Raw genomic sequence first — 26,411 nt, forward strand, 5'->3', positions numbered from 1 at the left:
AGCACCTTGACCGCCATCGACCCCACCGCCCACCTGACCGCGGAGCAGATCGAGGAGCTCGGCCGCGAGCTGGACGCGATCCGCGACGAGGTGATCGCCAGCCGCGGCGAGAAAGACGCCGCCTACATCCGCAAGGTCATCTCGGCGCAGCGCAAGCTCGAGCTGGCCAGCAGGGGCGTACTGCTGTTCTCGATCTTCCCGCCCGCGTGGCTGCTCGGCACCGCCGGTCTGTCCGTGGCGAAGATCATGGACAACATGGAGATCGGCCACAACGTCCTGCACGGCCAGTGGGACTGGATGCGAGACCCGAAGATCCACTCCACCACCTGGGAGTGGGATCACGTCTCACCGTCCGACCAGTGGAAGCACTCGCACAACGAACTGCACCACACGTACACCAACGTGATCGGCAAGGACAACGACCTCGGCTACGGCATCATGCGCGTCGACGAGGACCAGAAATGGCACCCGTTCCACCTCGGCCAGCCGCTGTGGAACTTCATCAACGCCTGCTTCTTCGAGTACGGCATCGCAGCGTACGACCTGGAGCTCGGCAAGAACCTGCACAAGCGCCGCCGCAAGAACCCGGAGTTCCGCGCGCAGGCCAAGGCCGTGGGACGCAAGATCCGCAAGCAGGTGCTCAAGGACTACGTGATCCACCCGCTGCTGTCGGGCCCGTCGTTCTTCCCCACGCTCGCCGCCACGTTCACCGCGAACCTGGTCCGCAACATCTGGACCCACTCGGTGATCATGTGCGGGCACTTCCCCGAGGGGGTGCAGGTCTTCGAGCGCCGGTCGATCAAGGGCGAGACGCGCGGCCAGTGGTACCTGCGCCAGATGATGGGCTCGGCGAACATCAGCGGCAGCAAGGCCATGCACTTCATGACCGGCAACCTGTCCCACCAGATCGAGCACCACCTGTTCCCGGACCTGCCGAGCAACCGGTACGCCGAGGTCGCGGTGAAGGTGCGCGCGCTGTTCGAAAAGTACGAGCTGGAGTACGTCACCGGGCCGCTGCCCAAGCAGGTGTTCTCCGCGTGGCACAAGGTCTTCCGGCTCTCGCTGCCGAACAAGAAGCCCAAGGTCAAGACGCCGGACCGCGAGCAGGAGCTCGTCGCGGCCTGATTCCGGGTACTGGTTCAGATCTTTCAGCCGTACCGGCGGCACCGCCGGGTTCGGTGAGATCCCTTGCGGACGGTGGGCGGCCGCGACATCAGACCGCACGACACGGGATCCGGGCAGCCCGGTGTCCGGCTGCTCTGCCTGGACGTATGCCAGGAGCTCAGCACACAGCCCCCGGCGAGGTGTTTTAGTGCGCTGACCTGCCGTGGTCGGGCGTGTACTCGGGTGCGTACGCGCACCCTGTTTGTCGACGGGCGGGCTGGGTGGAAGGCATGGGCTGTGACGTGGAGACTGCCGGAACCATGCTCGCCGCCCCGGTGTCCAACCCTGCGCTGCTGCCGGGTTGGGCGGGTGAACCGAAGTAACACAGGTGGCAGGCCCTGGTTGCGACAGTCCTCCGGCAGCATTCAACGCGTCACAGGGAGGAGGGCCACGGTGCCGCCCTGGCCTAGAGCTTCGCGCAGGGTGGCGTTCTCCGCTTCGAGTTCGGCGTTCCGCGGGCTCAGCGGCTGGATGTGGTCGGCGTAGGCGGCGATGGTGGCACCTGCCTCCCGCTGCTCGGCCGCGTGTGGGGAGCGCAGCGTGCGGTCCGCCTTCTTCAGGCGGGCGATGTCCGCCGCCAGGGTGTCGGTCTGCGGTCGGGGCGCGTCCGGTGTCCGGAGCATCCGGTGATGATCTTCGCCAGGGCGAACGGTAGTAGGTGGCGCGCGAGACAGCCGCTTCCGTGCACGGCGTGGAGACGGACAGGGCGCCGCTGGTGTGTTCGGGTTGCCGGTCACGATCCGCTCGAAGGCGTGCACGACAGCTTGGTCGGAGCCCGGCCGTATGGGAATGCCGGCGTGTTCGAGGGCGTGCCTCAGCCGCAGTGCGACGGGGTCATTCATGCGTCGGGGCTGTCGGTGCAGGTGAGTTCTGCGATGGCGTGGTCGAGTTCGGCGATGTGGGTGGTCAGCTCGGCGGTTGGGGGCGGGACAGTCCCTCCGGGGCGTCGAGCGGGCGCTGGGCCAGGGCACGGGCGGTGGTCAAGCGGGGCAGGTGGACGCTGGAGCGGCGGGCCTTGGAAGGGTGCGTCATCCGCCCGCTGCGTCCTCGGCCTCCCAGCGCAACAGGTCGCCCGGCTGGCACTTGAGCACCTCACAGAGCGCGGCGAGCGTCGCGAAGCGCACCGCCTTGGCGCGACCGTTCTTGAGTACCGCCAGGTTGGCGGGCGTGATCCCTACGCGGTCCGCGAGCTCGCCTACGGACATCTTCCGCCTGGCCAGCATCACGTCGATATCGACGGCGATCGGCATCAGATCACCTCGTCCAACTCGGCCTGCATCTGCGCCGCTTCGACGTCGCGCGCGACGGCCTGGGCGAGCAGCATCCGCAGCACGAGCACGATGAGCGCGACCCCCAGGATGGCCAGGCCGATCCCGCCCATGATGACGGTGACGCCCGGGTCGTCCCGCTGGCCCGGCGCATTGATGGCCGTGACCGTGAACCACACGAGGGCAGCCGCCACGATCGCCCCGATCACGCCGTCCACGTACCGGAAGGCGGCGTGGGAGAACACGGTTCCGCGTCGCACCATCGTCACCAGCCGCCATACGCAGACCAGGGCGACCTGGACCGACACCATGCCCAGGATCGTGATCACGCGCAGCGGGGTCAGCGGGAGCGACCCGTCCTCCGGGTCGCTCCCGCTGACCAACGCCCACACCATCCCTGCCTGTACGAACACGGCGCCGGCGAGCACCACCACGAGCACGGCGCGCAGCGCACGCACTGTCAGCTTTCCCACGATCCATCCTTCCATCGAATTGCGATGGAAATCTATCGCAACTCGATAGGTTGTGCAAGGACTGGGACGGAGAGTGATGGCGGGTTCGCATGGTGGCGGGACGCTGCCGTCTCTCATGGCGTGGCGGTTGCGTGAACCGTCTTGATCCAGATTCAAGTGCGGGAGATGCTCAGTTACTTGGCTGCGGCCTGCCGGACCACACCGGAGCTGTGCGGCCCGACTGCTCGCGGTGGCCAGGAGCGCCAGGGTCACCGCTACTGATGAGCTGTGGGAGCTGTTCCAGCGAGTGGTGCCATGGGCGCCGTCGCGGCCTGAAGGTGGTGGTCGGCGTCGGCATGGCGACCAGGAGGTTCTGGCGGCGATCGTGTTCGGGGCCACGTCGGGCTGTACGTGGCAGCAGCTGCCGACAGCGTCATTGAGCGGACCGGTCTGCCCCTGTCCGTCGGAATCTCGGGCGCCAACGTCCACGACAGCCAAGCCCTGATCCCGCTGGTGACGGGCATACCGCCGATCCGCTCCCGCCGCGGACGCAGGCGGCGCAAGCCCGGTAAGCCCTACGCCGACAAGGGCTACGACTACCGCCACCTGCGGCAATGGCTGCCCCAGCGCGGCATCCAGCACCGCATCGCGCGCAACGGTGTCGAGAACTCACAGCGACTCGGTCGACACCGCGACTGCCGCCTCAAGGGCGACGGCGTTCACCACGCGATGCTCGGCATCCCGCACCTGCACAACATCGCCCTGGCTGGAATACCCGAGGAGCCAGACGCAGGTCTGGCTGACTCAGCTTGTGATCATTGCGGGACCAGCCTCAGGGCCCGTTCATGCGGCGGGGTTGAGTTCGGCGCGGCCGAACAGCAGGGCGTAGCCGGTCGGGAGTTGGTGGAGGATGCGGGTGATCAGGTCGGGGCCGGCGTGGGCGGCGACGGCCGCGAAGACGGAGCCGGTGTCCCATCGGGTGGTGGCTAGGGAAGCGCCGGTACGGCCGGCGAGGTCCTTGACGAAGGCCCATCCGGTGAGTGGCTGGATGTCGGGGATCTGTGCGGTCAGGACGCGTGCGGCCTCCAGGGGGAGCCGGGCGGCCAGTTCGACGCGTTCGTCGCCGGTGAGTTGGCGTCCCAGCCCCGAAAGGACCAGACGGACGGCTTCGTCGGCTCTCTCGCGCGTGGGGTAGGCGCCGTCGTAGCGGACCTTGTCCAGCATCTGCGCATACGCCGTCCCGTACGGCTGCTGGTGCTCAAGCAGTGCGCGCTCGTCGGTGATCACTGCGGTGCATGCCTTTCGTGGAGCAGGGTGGTGGGGCCGGTGTAGGGCCCAGGGGTAGAGGTCACGTGGACGGGGGGCGGCCGAAGAGAACGTCGTAGCCAGCGGGGAGCTGGAGCAGGATCTGCCTCAGCAGGTGGTCGCCGGATGTGTCGGCGGCCGTGGACAGGACAGCGCTGACGTCCCAGGTCGCGGCCTGCTAGGTGGCGCCCTCAATCCATGTTGCGGTCGCCTGGACCAACCGCTGCGGCGGCAGCGGTTCGGCGCCGTGCAGCGGGTTGAGCAGGATCAGGGCGAACCCTCCGGAAGGCGCGCCGCGAGCTGGGCTCGTACCTGGCAGACCAAGCGCGCACCGAGCAGGGCGATCACCACACGGGCCGCGCGCTCGACTTCCTCCACGGTGCCGTACTCGGCGCGTTCCTTCATATGGTCGAGGAACGCTTCGCGTCGCAGGGTCATCTTGGCCGCCACGCCTTCTTGTCCTTCGGACTGCCACGGGGGTGCGGAGGACGGGGCGAGGAGGGGAGGAGATCAGGTGCCCGTCCTCCGCACCTGTCCGGCCGGTGTCAGCCGGAGATCTCCTTGTGGCCGGATCCGACGCCGATGGAGATCTTGCGGGGCTTGGCACGCTCGGCGATCGGGATGCGCAGGGTGAGCACGCCTGCGTCGTAGTCGGCCTTGATGTGCTCGGTGTCGAGGGTGTCGGCGAGCACGATCTGGCGGGAGAAGACGCCCAGCGGCCGCTCGGACAGCTCAATTTGCACGTTGTCGGCCTTCGCCACCGGCCTGCGCTCGGCCTTGACCGTCAGCATGTTCCGCTCGACGTCGATGTCGATCGCGTCCGCGGTGACACCGGGAAGGTCGAACGCCACCACGTACTCGTCGCCCTCGCGGTAGGCGTCCATCGGCATCGCCGACGGCTTCGACCAGGTGCCCGGGCCCATCAACTGCTGGGCCAGCCGGTCCAGCTCACGGAAAGGGTCAGTGCGCATCAACATCGTGAAACACCTCCAGCAGGTTCGGGCAGTTGCTGCCAATGCGCTCACTGAAACTGTTGTAACATGTCATCCAATGGATGACAAACATGATGTCGTCTACGCGATGACACCCCGAGGGAGGTATCCGTGACCCCGACCGACCAGCCGTCCCCGTCCAGCAGCGACGCCCACAGCCCGGCATCGTTCCTCGCCGCCGCGGCGGCCCTTAACGCCATAGACGACGCACTGCGCATCGCCCGCGACGAGGCCCCCGACGCGCCCGACGCCGGGCCGGCCCCGGAGCAGGCCCTTGCCTCCCTGATGCTGCTGCGGCACGTCCGCGAGCAACTCGCCGGATGGGAGACCGGCCTGATCGAAACCGCCCGCGACGCGGGCGCCAGTTGGGCCGACCTCGCCCACCCCCTCGGTGTCGCCAGCCGCCAGGCCGCCGAACGCCGCTACCTGCGCGGCCGCCCCGGCCCGGCCGGGACCACAGGCGAGCAACGCGTCCAGGCCACCCGTCAGGCCCGGGCCGCCGACCGCACCACCGCCACGTGGGCCCGCCGCAACGCAGCCGACCTGCGTCGCCTCGCCGGCCAGATCACCTCACTCACCGACCTGCCCGCCGCAGCCCGCCGCCCGCTCAACGAACTCCACGCAGCCCTCGCCCACGACGACCCCGCCGCCCTCATCGCGCCCCTGAGCGCTGCCCGCCCGCACCTGGCTTCCACTCACCCGGACCTCGCTGCCCGGCTCGACACCCTCACACCGCCCCAATAGACCCACCCACACGCGTCGCGCGGCGCGGACGAGACACAGTCGGCGCTGCGGCACCGGGCTAGCGCTACTAGCGGCGGCGCAGACGTCGACCAGGGAACATCTCGTTCAACAGAGAGGCGCCCGGCAGCACCTCGGCAAGCGCTCCCCCGCGAGGAGAAGCGGGCCGAACGGGATCTTCGTATCCCCACCGGCCCGACCCACAAGGAGCAAGCCGATGCCGTACAGCGCGCCGAGCAGGTAGCCCGCAACGGCCCCGATCAAGACGATGCCAGCCGTACCAGCCAGGACAGCGCCCAAAGTCAGGGCGAGCTTCACATCGCCGAACCCGAAGCCCTTGCCGCGGTCACCTGCACAGACCGACGTCACCACGTCGCGGGTCCGCCCACGAGCCGTCCGTCACGCTTGCGGGTCAGGGCGGATTGCGAGGGGGCGCGACTGCGTCACGCGGTCACTGCGTCGCCGTGGCGATGGGCCACCCTCCACGCGCCCTCCTCTCGTCGGTACACCTGGGTGGCCCGCAACGTGTACGTGCGCGGTTCTCCGTCTACGGAGGCGGAGGTGTGTTCAATACCAGCCGTATAGGCCATGTCTCCCGAGACGTCGAATGCCTGCAGCTCGAACACGTAGGACGTGCAGTCGGAGAAGCTTTTCTCCAGGGCGGTGAAGAGCCTGTCGAGTTCCTCCTGGCCGTAGGCATTGCGCCACGCCCCCAGGACGCTCACGGGTTCGTTGCGCGACCAGAGCGCCCGGCGTGGGGCCGCATTGCCGTTGTGCAGTGCACGCTCCGCCTCGACCAGGGCGCTATTGAGCCACGCCAGGAAGTCTTCGCGATCGGTCATGCCTTCATCATGCGCGTGACGATCGGGCAGCGCCGTCCCTGTTGGAAATGCGCCGCGCTGCCTGGACCACGAAGTGCTCTGGAAGGGCGGGGATGTTGCCGGGGTCGTCCAGGCGGCGTTGGTTGAGTTCGGCCCGTGCGGACGCTCACAGTCGGTCAGCCGGGCCAGGTGCCGGTCAGGCGGCGGGTGGCGGTGGCGCCGCCGCGGTCAACGGCGGCTTTGACGCCGGCGAAGATCGCGCCCTGCACGACGGCTGCCGGCACCACCTCGCGCCAGGTGCGTTGCTCGTCGGTGGCATCGGGGGCGTCTTCCTCGTGTCCGAGCCGCTTCCAGACCTGCTTGAACACCGCGCCAGCCAGGACACCACTGACGGCGCCCATGGCCATGCCGACCGGCTTGTAAGCGATCTTCGAGGCTTTCATCGGTGCCTCCTGGCACGTCGGATGAGCAGTAGCACGATGAGCCCGCCGGCGGCGGCGAGCAGCGGGGTGCGCTTGGCCCGCGCCGCCTCCATGCCCTGGCCGGCCTTCTCGCGAACCGGTTCCGGTGCCTTGTCCCGAGCCAGCTCGGCGACGTGCACGGCCTTGTCGCGGACCTGCTCGGTCGCCGCAGCGGCCTTGGCACGCACCGGTTCCGGAGCCGTGTCCTGCACCGCGTGAGCGGCGTGGGTCGCCTTGTCCTTGAGTTGGGTTTTGGCCTGGGTGGCCTTCTCGGCGACCTGCTGCTTGACGGCCGTCGTCTTCTCGTGGGCGCGGGTCTTGACGTCGGTCTTCGCCGCGAGTGCCTCGACTGTCTCGCCGAGTTCCTCGCGGGTCGCCTCGACCTGTTCCCGCAGTTCCTCGGGGGAAGGGGCTGCTTCATCGCCCTTATGCTGCCTGTCCGGGGTCATCGCTGTGCCTTCTCCTTGATCTCGGCCACATCGGACTTGACGCTGTCCAGGGTCCGTTCGGGAGTGGGCGGGGATGCCCTGCTGATCTGCTTCTTGCCCAGAGCAGCCATCAGGGCGGTGATGGCGGCCAGGACACCGGTGACGATCAGAGCCGCCACCCATATGTCCATGGCGAGCGACAGCGCGGCGATCACGGTGGCCACGAGTGCCTGGAGAGTGAGGACACCGATCAGGCCGGCGCCGCCGAACAGGCCACCGCCCTTGCCGAACCGCTTGCCCTTCTCGGTCATCTCCGCCTGTGCCAAGCGCATCTCGTCGCGGACCAGCTGCGACAACTGCTGAGACGCACGCTGGACCAGGTCGCCCACCGGTTCCGTCGCTCCACTGTCCGTTCGGTGGGAGTCCTGTGCTGTCATGGGTGTTCACCTTTCTTTGCTCGGCGTTTGCCGCAGGTCCGGCGAGCCGTCGTCGGCCCCCGTCGAGGAGTCAAGGCGCCGGTGGTCCTCCTCGTCCCACTTGCGGGTGTCGCGCGGCTGCACGTACGGCTCGTCGTCGGCAGGGTGACCGCCCGCGACGGCACGCTGGCGGGCCAGCTCGGCGTCGAACTCCAGGCCCAGCAGGATGGCCAGATTCGTGATCCACAGCCACACCAGGAAGATGATCACGCCGGCGAAGGTGCCGTAGGTCTTGTTGTACGAGGCGAAGTTCGCCACGTACAACGCGAACCCGGCCGAGGCGATCATCCAGATCACCAGCGCCAGGAAGCTGCCCGGCGTGATCCAGCGGAAGCCGCGCACCCTCGCGTTGGGCGTCGCCCAGTACAGGATCGCGATCATGATCGTGACCAGGACCACCAGCACCGGCCACTTCGCGATCGACCACACCGTGAGCGCCGTGTCGCCGACCCCCAACGTGTCGCCGACCTGGCGTGCCAGACCGCCGGTGAACACGACGATCACCGCGCTGATCACCGCCATGACCATCAGCACCACGGTCACACCGACGCGGACCGGCAGCACCTTCCACACCGGGCGGCCCTCCGGGACGTCGTACACCGCGTTGGCGGACCTGATGAACGCGGCGACATAGCCGGAGGCCGACCACACCGCGAGCAGCAGCCCCACGATCGCCACGAGCGAGCCGAGGCCGGCGTTGCCCTGCATCTGCTGCACCGCGCTGGTCAGGACGTCTCGCGCCGCGCCCGGGGCGAGTTTCTGGATGTTGTCCAGGACCTGCTGGGTCGCCGACTCTCCGACGACCCCGAGCAGTGAGATCAGTGCCAGCAGCGCCGGGAACAGCGCCAGGATGCTGTAGTAGGTGAGCGCTGCGGCCCGGTCGGTCAGCTCGTCCTTCTTGAACTCCTTCAAGGTGCCTTTCAGCACCGCCCCCCAGGAGCGCTTGGGCAGGTCCGTCGGAGTGTCCGGAGCCCGCTGCTCCACCTGCTCGTCCGGCCCGGCCTCGGGTGCCCGCGCGGTCTCGGCCCTCGTGTCGCTCGCGCCGTGCTCGTCGTGCCGCATATGCCGTTTCATTGTCCGTGCCATTGCGCACGAGTATCCGACTAAGCGCCACACATACACGCATTCAAGACATACCGTCAAAGGATCAAGAAATCGAGCTCTACCGCCGGCTCGCCCAGCTCCATCCGAACGCAGAGATCGCCGTCTAGCGGCCGTGATCAATCTCAGTGCACATGGCGGACACGCCTACGCCAACGATCAGCCCGCTGCATCAGCCCTGGGGGGCTGACACGGCGGCACAGTGACATCAATTCACACCGGCATTGATCACGCAGAGGAGCCGCAGGTGACTCCCGAACTCAGTCGAAATGACGCCCACGACATCGTTCCAAACGCCCGAACCAGCACCCGCCCACCTTGGCCAAAGAGATAGGGGCACCCTCGTGGCCATGAGCGCGCACTCAGACCCGAGCACGGCCCGGAAGGCCGCGCCTTCGATGATCGACGTGTGACGGCTCGGCCCCTCACACCGCGACCAGCGTCGTAGCCCCTGCCCCGCCGGCGCGCCTGACCGTACCGATTCGCCTCCGCACCTCGTTTCAAACGCAGAGAAACGGCCATTCGTCACAAAGAGGCGAAAAGGGCGATATTGGGAGGCTTGCGCGATGTCAACAGGGACACTTCTGGCGATCATCATTCCCATTGCGGTCGTGATCGCCGTGGCAATCGTGGCGGCCTCGATGGTCATGCGCCGCCGAAAGCTCCGCAAGCGATTCGGCCCGGAGTATGAACGTACGATGGAGGATGCGGACAGCCGCACGGCCGGCGAGCGTGAGCTCAGAGCCCGTGAGAAGCGGCATGACTCACTGGACATCAAGCCGCTGACCAGCAGCTCCCGGGATCGGTACACCAGGGAGTGGACCGGCGTGCAGGATGAGTTCGTGGACCGTCCCGAAGACGCCGTGCACGACGCGGACCGCCTGGTGACCTCCTTGATGCACGAGCGCGGCTACCCGACCCAGGATTTTGAGCAACAGCTCAAGGACCTCTCGGTCCAGCACAGCCGCACACTCGAGCACTACCGGGCCGCCCACGATGTCGACGTGCTCAGCACCCGGCACGAGGCGACCACCGAACAATTGCGGGGGGCCATGGTCCACTACAGGGCCCTGTTCGACGAGCTGCTCTCCGACGGTGGCGAACCCCGCCGCCACGCCCACGCGTGAACGCTCAGGAACAGCCCCACCGCCCGTCCGGGAGGCCCCGGGCCTCCAGGAACGGAGGAGACATGCAACGCAAGGACATACCGGACACCGCCGCCGCGAGCGGCCTGTCTACCGACGATCTCGCCCGACCTCGCGAAACGTCCACGCGGGAGAGCGACACGTCCACGCGGGAGAGCGCCGCGAGCGCACCGACCGCCGTGCCGACCTTCCCCGGCGAGAGCACGGCCACGCCGAGCCGGCCCGCCGACGACGAGGCCGCGTTCACCGACACGGGCAGGGAGGACGAGGCGGTACAAGCCGACTCCCGCACACAGCAGCAAACCACTAACCAGGACGGCCACACCGAGGACGAGGCGCCCCAGCTCCTTACCCCAAAGGACGAGGAAGGCTTTCGCGCACGCTGGCACGACGTGCAGAACAAGTTCGTGGACGACCCTCGCGAGGCCGTGCACACCGCCGACGCACTCGTCGCCGAAGTGATGCAACAGCTGGCCACCACATTCGCCGACCACAAGCAAGAACTCGAAGGCCAGTGGAACCGCGGCGAACAGGCGAACACAGAGGACCTACGCCAAGCCCTGCGCCACTACCGGGCGTTCTTCAACCGCCTGCTGACCACCTGACGCCACGCGATGGCAAAGGCGCGCCGCGCGGAGACGGACGGGCAGCTGCCCGTGGAGCGCCTGCAGGTCCTGCCGGCCCCGCGCCACTTCGAGCAAGCGTCTCTCTGGTCACCGCGGAACAGGTGGCGGCCTCCGTACAGTGCGTTGACGATCCGGTCGCGCATCTGGAGGCCCTCACGCGTTCGTGAACGCGGGGTTCGGCATTGTGTACGTCATCCAGATCGGCAAGGACCAGCAGGGCTTCTTCGACGTCTACCGCACGAAGATCACCGCGGACCTGCGCAGCTGACGGCACCTCGAAGGCGGGAAAGACCGTGAACGGCTCCGCGGAATCGACGAGGCTCGCCCTCATCGTGATCGACATGATCAACACCTACGACCACGAGGACGCCGAGCTGCTCGTGCCGTCCGCCCGACGCGTCGTGCCCATTCTGGTGGACCTGATCAGCCGGGCGCGGGAGGCGGACGTACCGGTGATCTACGCGAACGACAACTTCGGGGTCTGGCGCTCCCACCACGGAGAACTCGTCGACACCGCCCTGGCGGGGCGGCACGCGGACCTGATCGAACCGATCAAGCCCGATGACGATTCGCTCTTCGTGGTTAAGGCCCGTCACTCGATCTTCTACGAGACACCCTTGCCCTATCTCCTGTCGCAGCTGCGGGTGCGGCACGTGGTGCTGTGCGGACAGGTGACCGAGCAGTGCATCCTGTATTCGGCCCTGGACGCGCACATCCGCCACCTGACCGTCACCGTGCCGCAGGACGCCGTCGCATCCATCCATCCGCATCTGGAGGCGGCGGCCCTGGAGATGATGAACCGCAACATGGGTGCCCATATCGTGGCAGCGAAGGAAGTCGACTTCACCCCGCCCTCCCGATAACGCCGCCGCCCGCCGCCGTTGCCCGTGCCGCGCGCGGGTAACGGGTGGTCGTGCGGGGCAGGTGCCCTGCGAGTCCGGAGGCCCGGCTATGAGCAGGCGCGCCTTCGGAGCGCCTCCCGGTGCGGCGCCCGGGGTGGTGCGCCCCGAGCAGGTCCGGTGCGGCCTGCGAGCCGTGGTCGCGGAGGGCTTCGGCCACTTCGTCCAGGTCCCAGACCATCGCCGACGACCATACGGCGCGGGCTGCGGGCTCCGGGGCGGCGAGGATCTTGACTCGGTGTCTGGCTGACCAACCCAACGCCGAGACCCGCCGCGCCAACCTCACCCCCGACGGGCTCCAGCAACTGGCCGTCCTCGGACTCGACTGGGCGGCTGGGTGACACCCCGTCCCGATGAGCGGGGGCCATGACTGCGGTGTCCAAGGTCGTGGCCCCCGCTAACGTGCGAACCCATCGCTCCTGGCCATCGGGAAAACGAAGGCGCGCCTCACCTCACCACCATCAGGCGCTGCGAAACATCCCGCAGGACGACACTCCGCCCTGACGAGCCGACAGGAGACAGCACCCCCACGAGACATCGACCACCGCGTGCCCTCCCGCTACCAGGAGCAGGGCAGTCGGGTCAGACGAGGTGGTCACCGTCTACCCCTGCCCCTGATCACGCAGCAGAGAGTCCGACCGCCGATGCTGGATTGAAGATGGCTTGGTTCGATCACCAGTAGTGCCGACGGCCGGCGACCGCGTGCCCCAGAGAACCCATGATCCACAGGATGGCGCCGATCACGGCCAGGATGATGCCGATGGTCCACAGGATTGCGATGCCGGTGACGAAGCCGACCACCAGCAGGATGATTCCCAGGATGAGCATGACCGCCTCCCACTGCAGGTAGTGCCTCTTTCCCGTGTACCCACAACGGCACCTTGTCACCTGATGACCTGGCTGTTGCCTGCCCTTCTGCGTCATGAGCGAATTGAGCATGGGAGGTGAGCCGTCCGTCCGTATGCGTCGTGAACGTGGCTCCGGCAGCCCCGGGCGGCTGCCGGACCTCGTCGGCGAGTTGCCAGCCCGAGTCGCGTGCCTGCTGCGTCAACTGACTCGTCTGTCCCCGCGCCGCCTCCCGAGTCGCACGGGCCCCCTGCGCGGCAGTGCCCTTGACCTGGGTTGTCCGGGTCCTCGTCAGTGGCCTGGTCCTCAACGCCACCCTCGGCTGGTCCTGGGCCGACCCGATTGCCGCCCTCGTCATCGCCGCCGTCGCCGTCAAGGAAGGCCGCGACGCCTGGCAGGGCAACGGCTGCTGCGCCCCCTCCATCGCGACGGTTCCGGCCGCGGCCAGTGAGCGACGCGTGCGACTGCCGTCCCGGGTGCGCCTGCTGCACATGATCGGCAGCTCCAGTGCTGCCGCAACTCGCTTGCGGCGGGTGTGAATGAGCTTCGCCTAGCGGGCGGGTTCGAACAGTTCGATGGCGGTCGCCGCGGTGGTGGCGCTGACCGCCGTGAACTATGCCGGGATCCAGAAGTCCGCGTGGCTGACCCGGGGTGTCGCCGCCGTCGTACTGGCGGTGCTGGCGGCGGTCGTGGTCGCCAGCCTCACCTCGTCGGCGGCGGACACCGTCCGGCTGGATGTCGGCTCCGACGCCACCGTCACCGTCATGCTGCAGGCGGCGGGACTGCTGTTCTTCGCCTTCGCCGGGTACGCCCGCATCGCCACCCTCGGCGAGGAAGTCCGCGATCCCGCGCGCAGCATCCCGCTCGCCCGCGGCCCGACCCTGATCGTGTACACGGCCGTGGCCCTCGCCGTCCTGATGGTGCTCGGCCCCCAGGGGCTGGGCGAGGCGGCCGCGCCGCTGTCGGATGCGGTGCGGGCCGCCGGGGCGGACTGGCTGGCGCCCGTCGTGCGGGCCGGGGCGGCCGTCGCCGCGCTCGGCTCCCTGCTCGCCCTGATCCTCGGCGTCTCCCGCACCACCCTGGCGATGGCCCGCGACCGGCACCTGCCCCACGTCCTGGCCGCCGTCCATCCGCGCTTCCAGGTGCCGCACCGCGCCGAACTGCTGGTGGGCGCCGTCGTCGTGGTGCTCGCCGCCACCACCGACGTACGCGGAGCGATCGGCTTCTCCTCCTTCGGCGTCCTCGTCTACTACGCCATCGCCAACGCCTCCGCCTGGACACTCACACCGGACGAGAACCGCCCGCCCCGCATCGTCCCCGCAGTAGGCCTGGCCGGCTGCCTGCTGCTTGCCTTCACCCTGCCCGCCGCCTCCGTCCCATGAGGGACCATGGTCCTGGCCACCGGCCTCGCCGCCTACGGAATACGCCGGGTCATCAGCGCCCGCCGGGCGTCCTGAACGCTCACCTGCGCGAGCGCGTTGTCACCCCGAACTCACATGTCCGGGCGGACCGTCGACGTAGGTCCGGCGGTGCCTATGAGGTGGCCCCGAACTCCCGCTCGTGTCCGACGCGGTCGGCGCTCCGCTCGGTGCGCCGGGAGCGGGCGAGAGCGCGTCGGCCGAGGGCCATGGCGATCAACCCCAATGGGATGGCCGCGATGGCTCCCACTATCCCGTTGCCCGTGCCGGGGCCACCACTGGAGGTGGCCAGATGCAGTGCCGCGAGGGCCGTGCCGACCAGGCCCGCCGCCATGGCCGCCATGGCGCCGGTGCGTGCGTTGCCGATGCTGATACGGCCGGCGATGCGGGCCAGGGCCAGCCAGCCGATGGCCACGCCGATCAGCCCCACCCCGAGGGCCAAGTTGGCCCCTGTCCGCCCGTCGCCGATGACTCCGCCCTCGACGGCCACCGTCAGGACATCTGTTGCGCTCATGCCGCTCTCCTCCTTCGCGCGTGGCGAATTCCGCGGTTTCCGTTGTGCCTTGAGCGTGCCTGCCGACCGCCCTGCTGGTCGTCCGGCGGGTGCAGTCTCTTCGCACTGCCATCGACATGGCAGTCGACTGCCGCGCATGTGGCAGTCGGCGGGCAAGTACCGCGGGTGCGGTAGCCGGCCGCTCGTCCGCGGGCGGGACTCGCCCGCAGCGGCGTCCGGCTAGGGTGCACGCATGGACACAGGGCGTTTTCGTGTCCCGGCCGGTGCCCTGGACTGGGTGATTGCCGTCAGCGTGGCGGCACTGCTGCTGGGAACCGGGCTGTCGGGGCAGCACCCGGCTGGGGAGCGCGAGCTCTTCGGCTTTGTGCTGCTGACTGCGGGCGGTCTGGCGTTGGTCGCGCGTCGTAGGGCTCCGATTGCCGTGCTGGCTGTCACCGGCCTGTGCGTGGTGGGGTACGAGGCGGCGGGTTTCGAGGTGCTCGCCGTCTCGTACCTGGTTGCGGTGTACGGCGCCGTGCGGGCTGGGCATCGTGTCATGACGGTGGCTGTATCCGTGGGTTTGCTCGTCGTTCTCCCTCTCACGGCGCTGGTCTTCCGCGACGGGCCGGCGAGCGAGGCATTCGCGCAGGCCCGGAACGTGCTGGAAATCGCCTGGCTGATCGCCGCCTTTGCCGCCGGGGAGGCTCTGCGGCAGGCCGAGCGGCGGGCGGACGAAGCCGAGCGCACCCGGGAGGAGACCGCCCGGCGCCGCGCCGACGAAGAACGGCTGCACATCGCGCGGGAGCTGCACGATTCCCTCACTCACCAGATTTCGATCATCAAGGTGCAGTCCGAGGTCGCCGTCCACGTCGCCCGTCGGCGCGGCGAGCATGTGCCCGAGACGCTGCTGGCGATCCAGACGGCCGGACGGGAAGCAGCACGGGAACTGCGCGCGACCCTGGAGGCCCTGCGCGACGACGACACGACCCCGCCGCAGAGCCTTGAGCACGTACCGGAACTGGTGGAGCGCGCCCGTTCAATGGGCCTGGACGCGACGCTGACGATTGAAGGGCAACGGCACGACGTGCCGGCCGCGGTCGGCCGGACCGCCTACCGCATTGTCCAGGAGGCGCTGACCAACACCGCCAGGCACGCCTGTGCCACCACCGCGACGGTCCGGATCGAATACCGGCCCGGCGCCCTTGCCGTCCAGGTGGACGACGACGGCAAGGCCACCCCCGACGACGCCCCGGCCCCCGGCCTCGGGCTGCTCGGCATGCGCGAACGCATCACGGCCCTGGGGGGCCGGCTGCGCGCGCAGCCGCGCAGCGAGCACGGTTTCACCGTCCAGGCCGAACTCCCAGTGGAACGAGCATCATGATCCGTGTCCTGCTGGTCGACGATCAGCCGCTCATCCGCAGCGGCTTCCGCGCACTGCTCGACCTCGAAGACGACATCGAGGTGGTGGCCGAAGCCGCCGACGGTGAAGAAGGTCTGGTGCTCGTCGAAGAGCATCTGCCCGACGTCGCGCTCATCGACATCCAGATGCCGGTCATGGACGGCATCGAGGCGACCCGGCGCATCGCCGCGGACCCGGCCTTGGCCGGCGTGCACGTCGTCATGCTGACCAACTACGGCATGGACGAGTACGTCTTCGAAGCGCTGCGCGCCGGCGCCGCCGGATTCCTGGTCAAGGACATCGTGCCGGAGGACCTCCTGCACGCCGTACGGGTAGCCGCCCGCGGCGACGCTCTGCTCGCCCCGTCCATCACCCGCAAGCTGATCCACCGGTACGTCGCCCAGCCGCCCCCCGCCTCCAGTGCCGCGCTGCAGGAGCTGACCAGCCGCGAACGCGAAGCGGTCGCCCTGGCCGCACAGGGCCTGTCCAACGACCAGATCGCCGACCACATGGTGATCAGCCCGATGACCGCGAAGACCCACATCAACCGGGCCATGACCAAACTCCATGCCCGCGACCGGGCCCAACTCGTGGTTCTCGCCTACGAATCCGGCCTGGCCGTCCCGCGCATCGGCTGACAGTTGGCCGTGGTTACAGACTTCGCGGTGGGCCTCCGACCATGCCCCGACCACATCACCGCCACGGTGCTCGCCACCTTCACGCCCCCGGAAAACCGTTACCCGAGACCTCCTGCGGGGCGCCCGTAACCCGCACCGAAGAACCCGCGACCACCTCCGAGAAGTCGATGGTCAGTTCGCCCGGACCGTGATCTCCTCGGAGTACGGCGGTCAGGCGATGACGGGCGGCGCCTCCTGCGGGGTGAGGTCGTCGCGCAGACGAACGAAGCGGACCGGGATGCGGTGGTGCAAGTCGTCAACGGCCGCCGCCGGATACGGGCGAGCACCGGCGTCGGCCGCGAGGAGGCGCATGCGATTCAGAGGCCCGCGGCGTCCCGGCCGCCTATGCCGAGCGGGCCAGGGCGCCTCGAACCCTTCGATAGGCCCTCGTGATGGAGTGGCCTCGCACCCGGTCGGAGTGCTCGCGAAGGAGAACCGGAGGATCGGAGCGCCGGGTGAGTTGTCGTAGCTTGGTGCGGCTGCTGTGCTCGACGAGAATCGGCACGTAGTTAGGGATACGAGCGTTGCTGAGCGGCTGGTAGCAGTCCTGCACCACATCCCGCACAACTGCAGCCGTCAGCAGGTCGGCGTAGGCGGCCGTCAGTCGGTCCGTCAGCTCATGAATAGGGTCAGGTACCGCGGCTTCGGCCGTGTTCGCGCCCATGGGGCGCTCCTCACTGTCGCAGAAGGCCGACTACGGCATCCGATCAGGATCCGGGTGCTCGGTGGCGGCCTGTCCACGTCCCATACTTGCACGGACCGCGGTCCGGGGACCGGCTCACCGGATCTGTTCATGAGCTCGACATGTCGGATGGGTCGACCTGCGGGCTGGGCGGCCGAGGGGTTCGCGATGGCCGCAGGAGCCACCAAGCCCCACCACCTCACCGACGCCGTCGCCGCGCTCGACGTCGAACTCACCGATGACGAGGTCACACAGGCCTTCTCACGTCATGCCCAGCAGCGCGCAGCCGCCGTCGCGCACCCCGGTCGGCGAAGGTTCCGAGCCCGGACTGGACCGGCGCGCCGAGCTACGGGAATTCCTCCGATCCCGCCGACCCCGGCTGAGACCCGAGGACGTCGGGCTGCCGCCATCCGGGCGACGCCGAGTGCCGGGACTGCGCCACGAGGAGCTCGCGCAGCTGGCAGGAGTGTCCCTCGCGTACTGCACCCGTCTGGAACAGGGGCACGGTGACACCATGTCACCCGAGGTGCTGGACGTTGTCGCCCGCGCACTGCGCCTGAGCGGAGACGAGCACGCACATCTGTTCCACCTTGCCTGGCCGGAAGTTCACGGGAAACGCCACGCCATGCTCCAGGGCCAGCAGTTGCGGCCCGGCGTTCAGCAAGTTCTGGACGCGCTGGACGGGGTCCCCGCGTACGTCTGCGGCCAGCACCTGGCCTCCTGGGCTGGAACAGGCTCGCCACCACCGTGTTCGGCGACTGGTCCCGGCTCCCGCCCCACGAACGCAATCAACTCCGGGCCACGGGATTCTAGGCGGCGCGTTGGGCGCGGTGGCGGACTTCCCGGATTCGGACCTTTGACGGGAGGCGGTCCAGGCCGGCCGAGTCTCGTGCGTGTGCGAGCGCTTCCTGGCTCAGTTGCCCCAGGGTCCATGCTGGATCCGCGTGCGGCTCCAGCAACAGCCGTACGCGTGCGGTGGGAGCGGTACTTCGGCCCGTCAGCCGTACATGAGCCCGTGAGACCCCGTCGAGGGCCTGCGCCTCTTCCTCGATCACGTCTTCCAGCGTGCGGCCGTCGAGTCGGGCCGCCGTGCCGTCTTCGCTGTTGACGAGGACTCGGCCCAGGCGGTGTCTGCGCTGTGCAAGGAGCCACCACAGCAGCAGCACCAGCAGCACGGCGAGCACCGCGATGACGGTGGGCCACCACCAGCCTTCATCCCGCCACCGGGTGCGGCCCTCGGCGCCCAGCACCACATCGTCCGGCCCGCGGAAGGGCCACCAGCCCGGCATGCCGAAATCCCAGTGGCGTTGCAGATCCAACCCGCCCACCAGCACGCCGCCGCCCAGGGCGAACAGTCCGAGGCCCAGGAGCCCCAGCAGCACCCGGTTCGCTGTCGCGAGCATCGGGATCACCTCAGCCCTTCTTCGGGCGCCGGACGTCGACGGTCAGCGTGGGTTGCCGGGCGAGGCACAAGGACGTCAGGGCTTCGCCCAGCGTGGCGTCCAGGTCCGTGCGCACCTCCGCGAGATCGCGGAAATGGGCCCATGCCCGAGCTTTGACTTTCCGGCGGCCGACAGCGACTTGTGCCGATTGGACACCGGGCACCCGCATGGCCCGGTCGCGTAGAACCAGCGCTGCCGCGCGGCGGTCGAGCCCGGCACGGACCTCCTCTGTCCCGGGGGTACCGGTGGGCTGCCGCATGGGCAGCAGCCTGCGCAGTCCCGGCGTCACCGCCAGCAGGAAGAGCCACAGGCCGAGAGCCATCGCCACTGCAGCCCCGACGATCATCCAGATGTCGTCCAGCGGCCGTGTGGCCAGTTCCTCGGCGAGCCGCCGTCGCCAGCGCATCCCGGGCCGGCCTGCCCGCACCGACACCACGTCGTACAGGAGCAATCCAATGGCCGCGACCGACAGCAGGGCCGCGATGGTCGCGGGGATCCGCCGCGCAGACCAGAAGCGGTGGGGCGACTTGCCCGATTCACGGGCTGTCGCTGTCGCGCCGGTGTCCGGGGGTTCCTCCGTGGACGAAGGCCCTTGAGGATCGGAGGGACGGTCGATGTCGCCGGTCGGCTGCCGCCGGGTGTTCGCGCTCATCTCACCCTCTCATGGTCCCTGTGCCGCGAGTGGAGCTTCTCCACCGACACCACGAGGTCGGACACCTCCATGGCGGCCCATGTTCTGAGCCGTTCGGTTACCTCCCGGCGCACCGCGGCGCACTGCGCCCCGATGTCGGACGGATAGCCGAGCTCGACGGTGATGCGCATCCGTGCCTCGAAGAGCAACGCCTGCCGTCCGGCAGCAGACTCGGCGTCTCGTCCTGCGGTGTTCCGCTCCGGCGCCCGCCGCACGGATGTGGTCACGCGTGGCGTCCTGCGGCCGGGTGGTACGTGGTCGGCCGACTCGTTGAACCGGCTCAGCGCGTCGCGCGCCACCTTAGACGCGATCTTCGCAACGACCCGGTCGGTGACGGTGATCGCGCCGCGCTCCCCGCGGGGGACGCCCGAACGCCGATCCGTTTCACCGGTCACTGCCGCTTCGCCGGTCACTGCCGCCAGTCTCCCCGAGACCGTCGCCGGTCATCGCGGATCCGATCCTGTCGGTCTCGGCGGCGAACGAAGTCGCCCGGTTCGAGATCGCCTTCCATGAACCGCCCGATCATGAGACCGACGACGCCCAGTCCCAGCACCAGCAGAAAGGCCCAGAAGTCACCGAAATACGCGGCGAAACCCAGGGTCATTCCGGCTATCAAGCCCACCACGGCCCTGCTCATCACGCGCTCCTTCACTCAACCGGGCTGCTCGGCCCCGGCTACTGGATCCGCTGCCGCTCTTCCCCTTCGTCCGCTTCGTCCTCCTCGTCGGGCAGCTTCACGTCACTGACCATGATGTTGACTTCCACAACTTCCCGACCTGCCATCCGCTCCACGGCGGAGATCACGTTCTCCCGCACCGCACCGGCCACGTCCGTGATCGAGACGCCGTAGTCGACGACGATCTCCAGATCGATGGCCGCCTGCAGCTCTCCGACCTCGACACTGACGCCACGCGTGACGGACTTGCCACTACCGGCGCCAGGCATCCGCTCCCGCATGGATCCCATCGAGCGTGCGAATCCGCTGCCCAGGGCATGGACGCCGAGCACGTCCCGTGCCGCCATTCCGGCGATCTTCTCCACCACCACATCGGCGATGGTCGTCCGGCCACGAGAACCGGGCGCACCGCCATACTTTGCGCCGGTGTCCTCAGTCATCGAGATATTCCTCCCTCGAAGAGGCGCACATGGCACTGCTTGTTGGAATTATAATCGCTTTAGGGCCTTTTGTTCGAGTTACGGACTTTGCGGTGGAGTGGCCAGACGAGGGGTTCGACCACCCTCCCCGAACCTCTCGCGGACACTCCGGGCGCAGCGCGACAGGGAGAGAACTGAGGCCATGGAAAGAAGGCGGGTGAGAGGCCGGTGACGGAGCCGTGGACGCAGGCAGTACGGCACCAGCTCGGCCTGGGTCGGCTGCTCCCGCTCGGTGGGCCCGGCGACGGGACATGGATCACCGAGCAAGCGGCCGTCCGTGCCCTCGGGCGTGCTGCCGCTGAGATTCCCGGTGTGTGGCTGGACTCTCTGCGCATAGGATCGGCGCCGCTCGCGCCAGTGTCCGAGCCGGCCGTCCGTCCGCCGGCCAGCGCGCTACCGCCTGGCCCGCTCAGGATCGAGGCCGCCTTCACAGCATCCCTCGAGCAGCCGCTGCCCGAAACCGCCGACCAGTTGAGAAGCGCACTGCTCAACGCGGCCACCGAACGGCTCGGCCTGGCCGCCGTGACAGCTGACCTACGCGTCACGGATCTCCATGAGGGCCCGGAGACAGACGCGAAGTCGCGGACCGCCACGAGGGCCGTGAGGTCGGAGCCGGAAGCGGCGGCCGCGCGAAGCTCGCCCCCGGTGACCGGAACAGGATCCATGCAAGGGCCAGCCAGGCAGTCCGCGGACGTCGCGGCGGCTGTTCCAGGTGTCGCCCGCCTCACCACCGTGCTGGGAAGCCGCCCGGTCAAGGTGTCGGACCATGACGATCCACCCGGCCGGCACATCGAAGTCCACCTCGCGGTCGCCCCCGGACACCATCCACTGGAAGTCGCCCGGGCCGTCCGGGAGGCCGTAGCCGCCGCAGCCACCACCGACACCCCGCGCCCGGTCACCGCCGCCGTCCTCATCACAGAGACCGCGACCTGACCAGCCAGGAGTCAACGGCAGCTCTACGCCTTCGGCCATCACCGTGCTGAGCGGACCGCTTCACCGGGCCGCGTTCGGTTCTGCCATGAAAGCGCACGGACCGCTCCACAAGCCTGTCCTGCCACGGTGTGAGACCTGCCTGGCAGGGAACCCGCGTTCAGATGAGGGCCTGCGCGGCCGCTGGCTGACCAAGCAAACGTCGTCCTCGCCCCTGCGATGTGCTTCCCCCAGCGGAGGAAGCACGTACCTACCTGCGGCCCGGTCTCAGCGGCTCCCAAGGCGGCGCCGAGCCATCCGCCTCCTTCGGAGAGAGCTTCACCACCATGAGCAGAATCAGCACGGTCCGTCCACCACTCTCGGAGACGTCTGGCAGCGACTTCGCCCGATTGTCGAGAAAGATCGCTGATGCCGGCCTGCTGGGACGCCGTCCCGGCTATTACGCGCTGCGGATCACGATGGTGGCCGGGCTCTATGTCAGTGGGTGGGCCGCCGTCGCCCTCGTCGGCGACAGTTGGTGGACACTGGCGGTCGCCGCCTTCCTGGCCGTTGTCTTCGGCCAGGTCGCCCTCCTCGCCCATGACGCAGCCCACCGCCAGGTGTTCCGGCGACGCCGGGCCAGCGAGGTGTCCGGCCGGATCGCCGGTGCCGGTATCGGGATGAGCTACGGGTGGTGGCATGACAAACACACCCGCCACCACGCCAACCCCAACCATGAGGAACTCGACCCCGACCTCGACCCCGACCTGCTGGTCTGGTCCCAGGATCAGGCCCGGGCCGCCAAGGGTCTCCCCCGCCTGATCGGCCGCTGGCAGGCGTTCCTGTTCTTCCCGCTCCTCACACTGGAGGGCTTCAACCTTCACGTGTCGAGCGTGAAGGCGCTGGCCAATCGCTCACTCAAGCACCGAACGCTCGACGGCGTCCTGCTGTTCGCGCATTTCGCGGCCTACCTGACCGCCTTGCTCTGGCTGCTGCCGCCCGGCATGGCGATCGCCTTCCTCGCCGTCCACCAGTGCCTGTTCGGCCTCTACCTTGGCTCCCTCTTCGCGCCCAACCACAAAGGCATGCCGATCCTGACAGGCGAAGACCGCCCGGACTTCCTCCGCCGCCAAGTGCTCACCTCACGCAACGTGCGCGGCGGCAGGTTCATCGACATCGCACTGGGCGGGCTGAACCATCAGATCGAGCACCACCTGTTTCCCAGCATGCCCAGCCCCAACCTGCCCAAGGCCCGAACCATCGTGCGGCGCCACTGCCAGGAACTGGGTCTGGACTACGTGGAGACCGGGCTGATCACCTCCTACCGGCTGGCCCTCGCAAGCCTCCATCAGGCCGGAGCACCACTCCGGCATGCCCGCGTCCCTGCCTAGAGACGTGCCCAAGCCATCGGCCGAAGGACCGGTGACCATGAGGCGGTGTATCAGCCCTCCCGGCGGACCTGCTGGAAGCGCCCCGAGGCCAACCGGGAGATAGCCGACGTCATGGCCACCGCTCCGGGTCATTCGGCTCACCAATTGTGGGCATTCGATCTGTTGGTCGACGAACCAGCCGCCCGCCTGTGGCAACGCGAGTGCGGTGAGCTGCCATCTGTAGATGCGCGTGAGCGATGCATGAGCGGACGGCGTGAGACGAGTCGTCACACACTGATCCTTACCTCCATGCCCCCAGGCCCTGATCGACCCACGGTGCAAAGTAGGGCGAGGCGAGAGAACGGGATGCGCAGGTCGGCCCGTACAACCATGCGCCCTTCTGCCCCGCACTGAGCACGACGCGGATCATCCGTCCGCTGACTCATGCCGTCGTTTCGATTCGGTGACGGGGCGGGGACTGGCTTGGTGAGGGGCCGTGCGTTGTATCGACATGAGACCCCGCATCGCCGTGATCGGCAGCGGCCCCGCCGGCCTTACCTTTGCTCGCGTCCTGCACCCGGGCGACCGGGCCAATCCCGAGATCGACCGCGGGCAACTCCGTGACTTGTTGCTGGGACCTCCGGACGTTCAGTGGGGGCGGGTCGTAACGAAGGTGGTGCCGGAGAGCCGGGATGGCGTGCTGGTCCATTTCGCGGACGGGCGACAGGAGACGTTCGACCTCGTGATCGGCGCGGACGGTGCCTGGTCCCGGGTCCGCCCGGCGGTCTCGTCCGCGACGCCCCAGTACACCGGCGTCACCTTGGTCGAGACCTCCCCCCGCCCCCTCTACGCCCTTCCCGTGTCCCACACCTGGGCCACGTCTCCCGGGCTGACGCTACTGGGCGACGCCGCCCACCTGATACCCCCGTTGGGGGTGGGCGCGAACCTCGCGAGGCTGGAAGGCGCCGAACTCGCCGAGTCCATCGCCGCCGCCCCCCGGCCCTGGAGATCTGGACGAGGCCGTGCGCGCCTTCGAGGAACAGATGTGGGCACGGGCCGTGAGGTGGGCGAACACCACGATGGCTGGTCTGGAACGCCTCGTAAGCCCGGACCTCTCCGATGCCCTCGCCCTCTTCGACGAGGTCCAGCCTTCCTGACACATTCGGGCCAACGAGACGTGGGCTGAACCAGAAGAGCCTGAGCCGCGCCAGTCCCCAGGGGAAAGCAGCTGAACCCGGCCTGCCTACAAGGCCCCTGTCCCACCGGGCCCCACGTGCGCAGTCGGGCCGACAGCAGGCAGGCGCTGAGCTGCCGCTCAGCACCGTACGTGAGCAGGGGTTACGCCCCCCGCCCACCCCTCCTTCACCTCGGGGCACACACACCCCACCTCAGCGTGCACGTCAAGGGCTGGCTGGTTGGGTCCTGGCGCAACAGGTCGGAGCGGGCACAGCGAGTCGGACACGTCCTGCGGGGGCGGGAAGATGGTGCGGAAGGTGGGCAGGACGGTGTAGAGGACAACGTCCTGCGGACTCATGCCGATCATCGCTCAGAAGGAACTCACCCAGGTGCGGCATTTGCCTGGCCGCCCTGTACAAGCGGCTGAGTGCGCTGCGTTCTGGCGTTCAGGGCTGGGTGGCAGCGTGGCTGTCAGGAAGAACGGGGAAGATCTGGTCGAGGCCGACGACGTTCAGTACGCGCAGGGTACGGGCAGGGACGGCGGCGAGTGCGATGTCTGCCCGGGCGGCGTGGGCGAGGTTTCGCGCGGCTATCAGGGCGGTGACACCGTTGGAGCCGCAGAAGTCCATGCCGGCCAGGTCCAGGACGAGGCGCTGGCCTGGCTGGAGGGTGAGAGTGGTGAGCAGGTCCCGCAGCTCGGCGGCGTTGGCGTAGCCGAGTTCGCCGGTGATCTCCAGAACGGGACCGGTCGCGGCGTCTCGGGTGATGATCTTCAGCAGGCGCATTCCGTGTTCTTCGTCGTAGAGCGGTCGGTGGGGACGCCGAGGGCCAGTAGCGCCGTGTCGTCGTCGAGGCCCTCACCGAAGTCGTCCAGCAGGCCGCCCAGGCCTGGATGACGGCATGTGCGGGCTTGCCGGCATCGCCGATGGCGAAGGCGCGTAGGGCCTCGTCGCCGTACAGGGTGGTGCGGTCGTCACCGGTACGGGCCTCTGTGAGGCCGTCGGTGTAGAGGAGGAGGGTGTCGCCGGGGTCGAGGTGGTGGCGGCGGTGCTGAACGGGGCGGAGGGCAGCAGCGTGGACAGATACCCGCACGGTGCGCTTTCGTACAACTCCTCGACGCTGTCCTCCAGCAACGCGGCGAACGCCGCATTGGATGTTCCCTCGTCGCCTGCGCCCGGCGGGTCGGGTAGCTGCCCGGTCCGGCACATCGGCGCATGTCCGCCAGGAAGGCGGTGATCGCCTCATCGGTGGCCTCGGGCGCGGACAGGTGCGGGCAGTGATCGGTCGCATCGAGAGTGACCAGCGTCGAGCCGGGAATCGCCTGGTGGACGAAGGCTCCGACCTCGCGGGGGGCGATGACGTCCTGGGTGCATTCCAGCACCAGCGTCGGCACCTGAACGGTTTTCAGGTCGTCCCTCGAATCCGACAGGAACGTGGTCCGGGCGAAGACACGTGCCATGTCCGGGTCGGTGGCGCAGAAGCTGTTCGTCAGCTCCTCACCCAGCTCGGGACGCTCCGCGTTACCCATGATCACCGGGGCCATCGCCGCCGACCAGCCCAGATAGTTCGACTCCAAGGACGCCAGCAACTCGTCGATGTCCTCCGCGCTGAACCCGCCCCGGTAGCCGTCGTCGATGTAGCGCGGCGACGGTGCGACCATCACCAGCGCCCCGATCCGTTCCGGCGCCATGTCTGCGGCGAGTCCCCCGATCATCGCGCTGACCGAGTGCCCCACGAACACCGCATCGCGCAGGTCGAGCGCTTCACACACATCCACCACGTCTCGGGCATAACCCCCCAGAGAGGCGTAACGGTCCCCCGAGAACGCGGACAGATCTGCGCGCCCCGAACCCACGTAGCCGAACAGCACCACCCGGTAGTCCTCGACCAGAGCCGGCACCGTGAGCCGCCACATGTTCTGGTGACAGCCGAACCCGTGAGCCAACACAACAATGCCGTTGCCGAAGCAGGCAGCCCGCCTGGCTCCGCCGCACACGCCTTGAGCCTGGCCCTTTGGGGCAGATAGGACACCGACCCGTCTGGCCGTCATCGCTGAGAGCTGGGATGGGCGCGCTCGCCGATGCCTGGCGGGCAACTATCGCTGTCCCCGCGGCAAGAGCGTCACCGCCTGCTTTCACGCACCCGCACACGCCCGGAGCGCAGCGATTGGTCTGGCGGGCGAAATGCGGCAGGAGGATGCGCGGGTTCTTTCGCGCGTGCCCGACCCGCAACCGTCACACCCTAAGAACGCCTAACATAATGAGTTGGATCGGC

General features: G+C 68.6%; 31 protein-coding genes and 9 pseudogenes. 16 read left to right on the top strand and 24 right to left on the bottom strand.

The genetic code is table 11. The annotated features are described in order from the left end of the window. Positions 1-6 precede the first annotated feature (6 nt). Positions 7-1,125, top strand: a complete 1,119-nt coding sequence (locus AB5J55_RS00210) for a fatty acid desaturase (RefSeq protein ID WP_369268668.1) — start codon at positions 7-9, stop codon at positions 1,123-1,125. A gap of 404 nt (positions 1,126-1,529) precedes the next feature. Here the strand turns inward: AB5J55_RS00210 and AB5J55_RS00215 are convergent, their stop codons facing one another. The 4 genes from AB5J55_RS00215 to AB5J55_RS00230 form a co-directional block, all read right to left on the bottom strand. Further along, the gene (locus tag AB5J55_RS00215; protein WP_369268669.1) at positions 1,530-1,787 is read right to left on the bottom strand and encodes a hypothetical protein; all 258 of its coding nucleotides are present in this window, start codon (positions 1,785-1,787) and stop codon (positions 1,530-1,532) included. A gap of 283 nt (positions 1,788-2,070) precedes the next feature. Then, entirely contained in the window at positions 2,071-2,196 is a 126-nt protein-coding gene (locus AB5J55_RS00220; RefSeq protein ID WP_369268670.1) for a hypothetical protein, read from the bottom strand. After that, entirely contained in the window at positions 2,193-2,414 is a 222-nt protein-coding gene (locus tag AB5J55_RS00225; RefSeq protein ID WP_010981499.1) for a helix-turn-helix transcriptional regulator, read from the bottom strand. Before AB5J55_RS00225 ends, AB5J55_RS00220 begins: the two co-directional genes overlap by 4 nt. Continuing rightward, positions 2,414-2,905 carry a DUF2975 domain-containing protein gene (locus AB5J55_RS00230; RefSeq protein ID WP_369268671.1) on the bottom strand — a complete coding sequence of 164 codons (492 nt, stop codon included), beginning with the start codon at positions 2,903-2,905 and terminating at the stop codon, positions 2,414-2,416. Before AB5J55_RS00230 ends, AB5J55_RS00225 begins: the two co-directional genes overlap by 1 nt. A gap of 289 nt (positions 2,906-3,194) precedes the next feature. Between AB5J55_RS00230 and AB5J55_RS00235 the strand changes: the two genes are divergently transcribed. The 3 genes and pseudogenes from AB5J55_RS00235 to AB5J55_RS00245 all read left to right on the top strand — a co-directional run. After that, complete coding sequence (locus AB5J55_RS00235) at positions 3,195-3,389, top strand: transposase (RefSeq protein ID WP_369276036.1); 195 nt, start codon at positions 3,195-3,197, stop codon at positions 3,387-3,389. Then, positions 3,353-3,475, top strand: a pseudogene (locus AB5J55_RS00240) (IS5/IS1182 family transposase); the annotation flags it as partial. The gene AB5J55_RS00235 and the pseudogene AB5J55_RS00240, both read left to right, overlap by 37 nt. A gap of 99 nt (positions 3,476-3,574) precedes the next feature. Further along, a pseudogene (locus AB5J55_RS00245) lies at positions 3,575-3,655 on the top strand (IS5/IS1182 family transposase); the annotation flags it as partial. Between the two features lie 72 nt (positions 3,656-3,727). On the opposite strand, the gene AB5J55_RS00250 reads toward AB5J55_RS00245, so the two are convergent. The 3 genes and pseudogenes from AB5J55_RS00250 to AB5J55_RS00260 form a co-directional block, all read right to left on the bottom strand. After that, complete coding sequence (locus AB5J55_RS00250) at positions 3,728-4,171, bottom strand: DUF2267 domain-containing protein (protein ID WP_369268672.1); 444 nt, start codon at positions 4,169-4,171, stop codon at positions 3,728-3,730. A gap of 61 nt (positions 4,172-4,232) precedes the next feature. Further along, positions 4,233-4,627: pseudogene (locus AB5J55_RS00255) on the bottom strand (DUF2267 domain-containing protein). A gap of 107 nt (positions 4,628-4,734) precedes the next feature. Further along, positions 4,735-5,166 (bottom strand): Hsp20/alpha crystallin family protein, encoded by a 432-nt coding sequence (locus AB5J55_RS00260; RefSeq protein ID WP_369268673.1) that lies wholly within the window; start codon positions 5,164-5,166, stop codon positions 4,735-4,737. 126 nt (positions 5,167-5,292) lie between these two features. Here AB5J55_RS00260 and AB5J55_RS00265 point away from each other — a divergent pair, with 126 nt between their 5' ends. Beyond that, positions 5,293-5,925: a type III effector protein gene (locus AB5J55_RS00265; protein WP_369268674.1), complete on the top strand. Its 633-nt coding sequence runs from the start codon at positions 5,293-5,295 to the stop codon at positions 5,923-5,925. A gap of 440 nt (positions 5,926-6,365) precedes the next feature. On the opposite strand, the gene AB5J55_RS00270 is transcribed toward AB5J55_RS00265, so the two are convergent. The 5 genes from AB5J55_RS00270 to AB5J55_RS00290 all read right to left on the bottom strand — a co-directional run bounded on the left by AB5J55_RS00270 (position 6,366) and on the right by AB5J55_RS00290 (position 9,194). Then, complete coding sequence (locus AB5J55_RS00270) at positions 6,366-6,764, bottom strand: nuclear transport factor 2 family protein (protein WP_369268675.1); 399 nt, start codon at positions 6,762-6,764, stop codon at positions 6,366-6,368. 155 nt (positions 6,765-6,919) lie between these two features. After that, a complete protein-coding gene (locus AB5J55_RS00275) occupies positions 6,920-7,186 on the bottom strand; it encodes a DUF4235 domain-containing protein (RefSeq protein ID WP_369268676.1) in 267 nt (88 codons plus the stop codon). Then, on the bottom strand, positions 7,183-7,653 hold the full coding sequence (locus AB5J55_RS00280; RefSeq protein WP_369268677.1) for a DUF3618 domain-containing protein: 471 nt from the start codon (positions 7,651-7,653) through the stop codon (positions 7,183-7,185). Before AB5J55_RS00280 ends, AB5J55_RS00275 begins: the two co-directional genes overlap by 4 nt. Beyond that, a complete protein-coding gene (locus AB5J55_RS00285) occupies positions 7,650-8,069 on the bottom strand; it encodes a phage holin family protein (protein WP_369268678.1) in 420 nt (139 codons plus the stop codon). The genes AB5J55_RS00280 and AB5J55_RS00285 overlap by 4 nt, the downstream gene beginning before the upstream one ends. Positions 8,070-8,075: 6 nt before the next feature. Further along, positions 8,076-9,194, bottom strand: coding sequence for a YihY/virulence factor BrkB family protein (locus AB5J55_RS00290; RefSeq protein WP_369268679.1), 1,119 nt, complete (start codon positions 9,192-9,194; stop codon positions 8,076-8,078). 581 nt (positions 9,195-9,775) lie between these two features. Between AB5J55_RS00290 and AB5J55_RS00295 the strand changes: the two genes are divergently transcribed. The 3 genes from AB5J55_RS00295 (at position 9,776) to AB5J55_RS00305 (ending at position 11,843) form a co-directional block, all read left to right on the top strand. Beyond that, on the top strand, positions 9,776-10,336 hold the full coding sequence (locus tag AB5J55_RS00295) for a hypothetical protein (RefSeq protein WP_369268680.1): 561 nt from the start codon (positions 9,776-9,778) through the stop codon (positions 10,334-10,336). A 62-nt stretch (positions 10,337-10,398) separates the two neighbouring features. Further along, positions 10,399-10,959 carry a hypothetical protein gene (locus tag AB5J55_RS00300; protein WP_369268681.1) on the top strand — a complete coding sequence of 187 codons (561 nt, stop codon included), beginning with the start codon at positions 10,399-10,401 and terminating at the stop codon, positions 10,957-10,959. 314 nt (positions 10,960-11,273) lie between these two features. Next, a complete protein-coding gene (locus tag AB5J55_RS00305) occupies positions 11,274-11,843 on the top strand; it encodes a cysteine hydrolase family protein (protein ID WP_369268682.1) in 570 nt (189 codons plus the stop codon). A 708-nt stretch (positions 11,844-12,551) separates the two neighbouring features. Here AB5J55_RS00305 and AB5J55_RS00310 read toward each other — a convergent pair. Beyond that, positions 12,552-12,707, bottom strand: a complete 156-nt coding sequence (locus AB5J55_RS00310) for a DUF6131 family protein (protein ID WP_369268683.1) — start codon at positions 12,705-12,707, stop codon at positions 12,552-12,554. Positions 12,708-12,994: 287 nt separating this feature from the next. Between AB5J55_RS00310 and AB5J55_RS00315 the strand changes: the two are divergent. After that, a pseudogene (locus AB5J55_RS00315) lies at positions 12,995-13,220 on the top strand (cation transporter); the annotation flags it as partial. 77 nt (positions 13,221-13,297) lie between these two features. Next, positions 13,298-14,182, top strand: a pseudogene (locus AB5J55_RS00320) (APC family permease); the annotation flags it as partial. Between the two features lie 76 nt (positions 14,183-14,258). Here AB5J55_RS00320 and AB5J55_RS00325 read toward each other — a convergent pair. Next, entirely contained in the window at positions 14,259-14,657 is a 399-nt protein-coding gene (locus AB5J55_RS00325) for a DUF6223 family protein (protein WP_369268684.1), read from the bottom strand. A 232-nt stretch (positions 14,658-14,889) separates the two neighbouring features. On the opposite strand from AB5J55_RS00325, the gene AB5J55_RS00330 reads away from it, so the two are divergent. Both AB5J55_RS00330 and AB5J55_RS00335 read left to right on the top strand, forming a co-directional pair. Next, entirely contained in the window at positions 14,890-16,017 is a 1,128-nt protein-coding gene (locus AB5J55_RS00330) for a sensor histidine kinase (RefSeq protein WP_369268685.1), read from the top strand. Then, a complete protein-coding gene (locus AB5J55_RS00335; RefSeq protein WP_369268686.1) occupies positions 16,014-16,673 on the top strand; it encodes a response regulator in 660 nt (219 codons plus the stop codon). Before AB5J55_RS00330 ends, AB5J55_RS00335 begins: the two co-directional genes overlap by 4 nt. A gap of 210 nt (positions 16,674-16,883) precedes the next feature. Here AB5J55_RS00335 and AB5J55_RS00340 read toward each other — a convergent pair whose 3' ends face one another. Both AB5J55_RS00340 and AB5J55_RS00345 read right to left on the bottom strand, forming a co-directional pair. Beyond that, entirely contained in the window at positions 16,884-17,024 is a 141-nt protein-coding gene (locus AB5J55_RS00340; protein ID WP_369268687.1) for a hypothetical protein, read from the bottom strand. A 31-nt stretch (positions 17,025-17,055) separates the two neighbouring features. Further along, a complete protein-coding gene (locus AB5J55_RS00345; RefSeq protein WP_369268688.1) occupies positions 17,056-17,376 on the bottom strand; it encodes a three-helix bundle dimerization domain-containing protein in 321 nt (106 codons plus the stop codon). A gap of 286 nt (positions 17,377-17,662) precedes the next feature. On the opposite strand from AB5J55_RS00345, the pseudogene AB5J55_RS00350 reads away from it, so the two are divergent. After that, positions 17,663-18,183, top strand: a pseudogene (locus AB5J55_RS00350) (helix-turn-helix domain-containing protein); the annotation flags it as partial. Positions 18,184-18,203: 20 nt separating this feature from the next. Here the strand turns inward: AB5J55_RS00350 and amaP are convergent. The 5 genes from amaP to AB5J55_RS00375 are packed head-to-tail and all read right to left on the bottom strand — an operon-like array spanning position 18,204 to position 20,643. Further along, positions 18,204-18,797 (bottom strand): alkaline shock response membrane anchor protein AmaP, encoded by a 594-nt coding sequence (amaP, locus tag AB5J55_RS00355; protein WP_369268689.1) that lies wholly within the window; start codon positions 18,795-18,797, stop codon positions 18,204-18,206. A gap of 10 nt (positions 18,798-18,807) precedes the next feature. Next, positions 18,808-19,488 (bottom strand): DUF6286 domain-containing protein, encoded by a 681-nt coding sequence (locus AB5J55_RS00360; protein ID WP_369268690.1) that lies wholly within the window; start codon positions 19,486-19,488, stop codon positions 18,808-18,810. Next, positions 19,485-19,922: an Asp23/Gls24 family envelope stress response protein gene (locus AB5J55_RS00365; protein ID WP_369276037.1), complete on the bottom strand. Its 438-nt coding sequence runs from the start codon at positions 19,920-19,922 to the stop codon at positions 19,485-19,487. Before AB5J55_RS00365 ends, AB5J55_RS00360 begins: the two co-directional genes overlap by 4 nt. A 14-nt stretch (positions 19,923-19,936) precedes the next feature. Next, positions 19,937-20,164, bottom strand: coding sequence for a hypothetical protein (locus AB5J55_RS00370; RefSeq protein WP_369268691.1), 228 nt, complete (start codon positions 20,162-20,164; stop codon positions 19,937-19,939). A 38-nt stretch (positions 20,165-20,202) separates the two neighbouring features. Beyond that, on the bottom strand, positions 20,203-20,643 hold the full coding sequence (locus AB5J55_RS00375) for an Asp23/Gls24 family envelope stress response protein (RefSeq protein WP_369268692.1): 441 nt from the start codon (positions 20,641-20,643) through the stop codon (positions 20,203-20,205). Positions 20,644-21,345: 702 nt separating this feature from the next. Here AB5J55_RS00375 and AB5J55_RS00380 point away from each other — a divergent pair. The 3 genes and pseudogenes from AB5J55_RS00380 to AB5J55_RS00390 all read left to right on the top strand — a co-directional run bounded on the left by AB5J55_RS00380 (position 21,346) and on the right by AB5J55_RS00390 (position 24,118). Further along, complete coding sequence (locus AB5J55_RS00380) at positions 21,346-21,615, top strand: hypothetical protein (protein WP_369268693.1); 270 nt, start codon at positions 21,346-21,348, stop codon at positions 21,613-21,615. Between the two features lie 323 nt (positions 21,616-21,938). Next, entirely contained in the window at positions 21,939-22,982 is a 1,044-nt protein-coding gene (locus tag AB5J55_RS00385; protein ID WP_369268694.1) for a fatty acid desaturase, read from the top strand. Between the two features lie 490 nt (positions 22,983-23,472). Next, a pseudogene (locus AB5J55_RS00390) lies at positions 23,473-24,118 on the top strand (hypothetical protein). A 465-nt stretch (positions 24,119-24,583) separates the two neighbouring features. On the opposite strand, the gene AB5J55_RS00395 reads toward AB5J55_RS00390, so the two are convergent. The 3 genes and pseudogenes from AB5J55_RS00395 to AB5J55_RS00405 form a co-directional block, all read right to left on the bottom strand. Further along, positions 24,584-24,922 carry an STAS domain-containing protein gene (locus tag AB5J55_RS00395; protein WP_369268695.1) on the bottom strand — a complete coding sequence of 113 codons (339 nt, stop codon included), beginning with the start codon at positions 24,920-24,922 and terminating at the stop codon, positions 24,584-24,586. After that, positions 24,910-25,210, bottom strand: a pseudogene (locus AB5J55_RS00400) (SpoIIE family protein phosphatase); the annotation flags it as partial. The pseudogene AB5J55_RS00400 and the gene AB5J55_RS00395, both read right to left, overlap by 13 nt. 137 nt (positions 25,211-25,347) lie before the next feature. Beyond that, a pseudogene (locus AB5J55_RS00405) lies at positions 25,348-26,133 on the bottom strand (alpha/beta fold hydrolase); the annotation flags it as partial. Positions 26,134-26,411: the final 278 nt, after the last annotated feature.

The sequence above is a fragment of the Streptomyces sp. R11 genome (assembly GCF_041051905.1).
Lineage (GTDB): Bacteria > Actinomycetota > Actinomycetes > Streptomycetales > Streptomycetaceae > Streptomyces.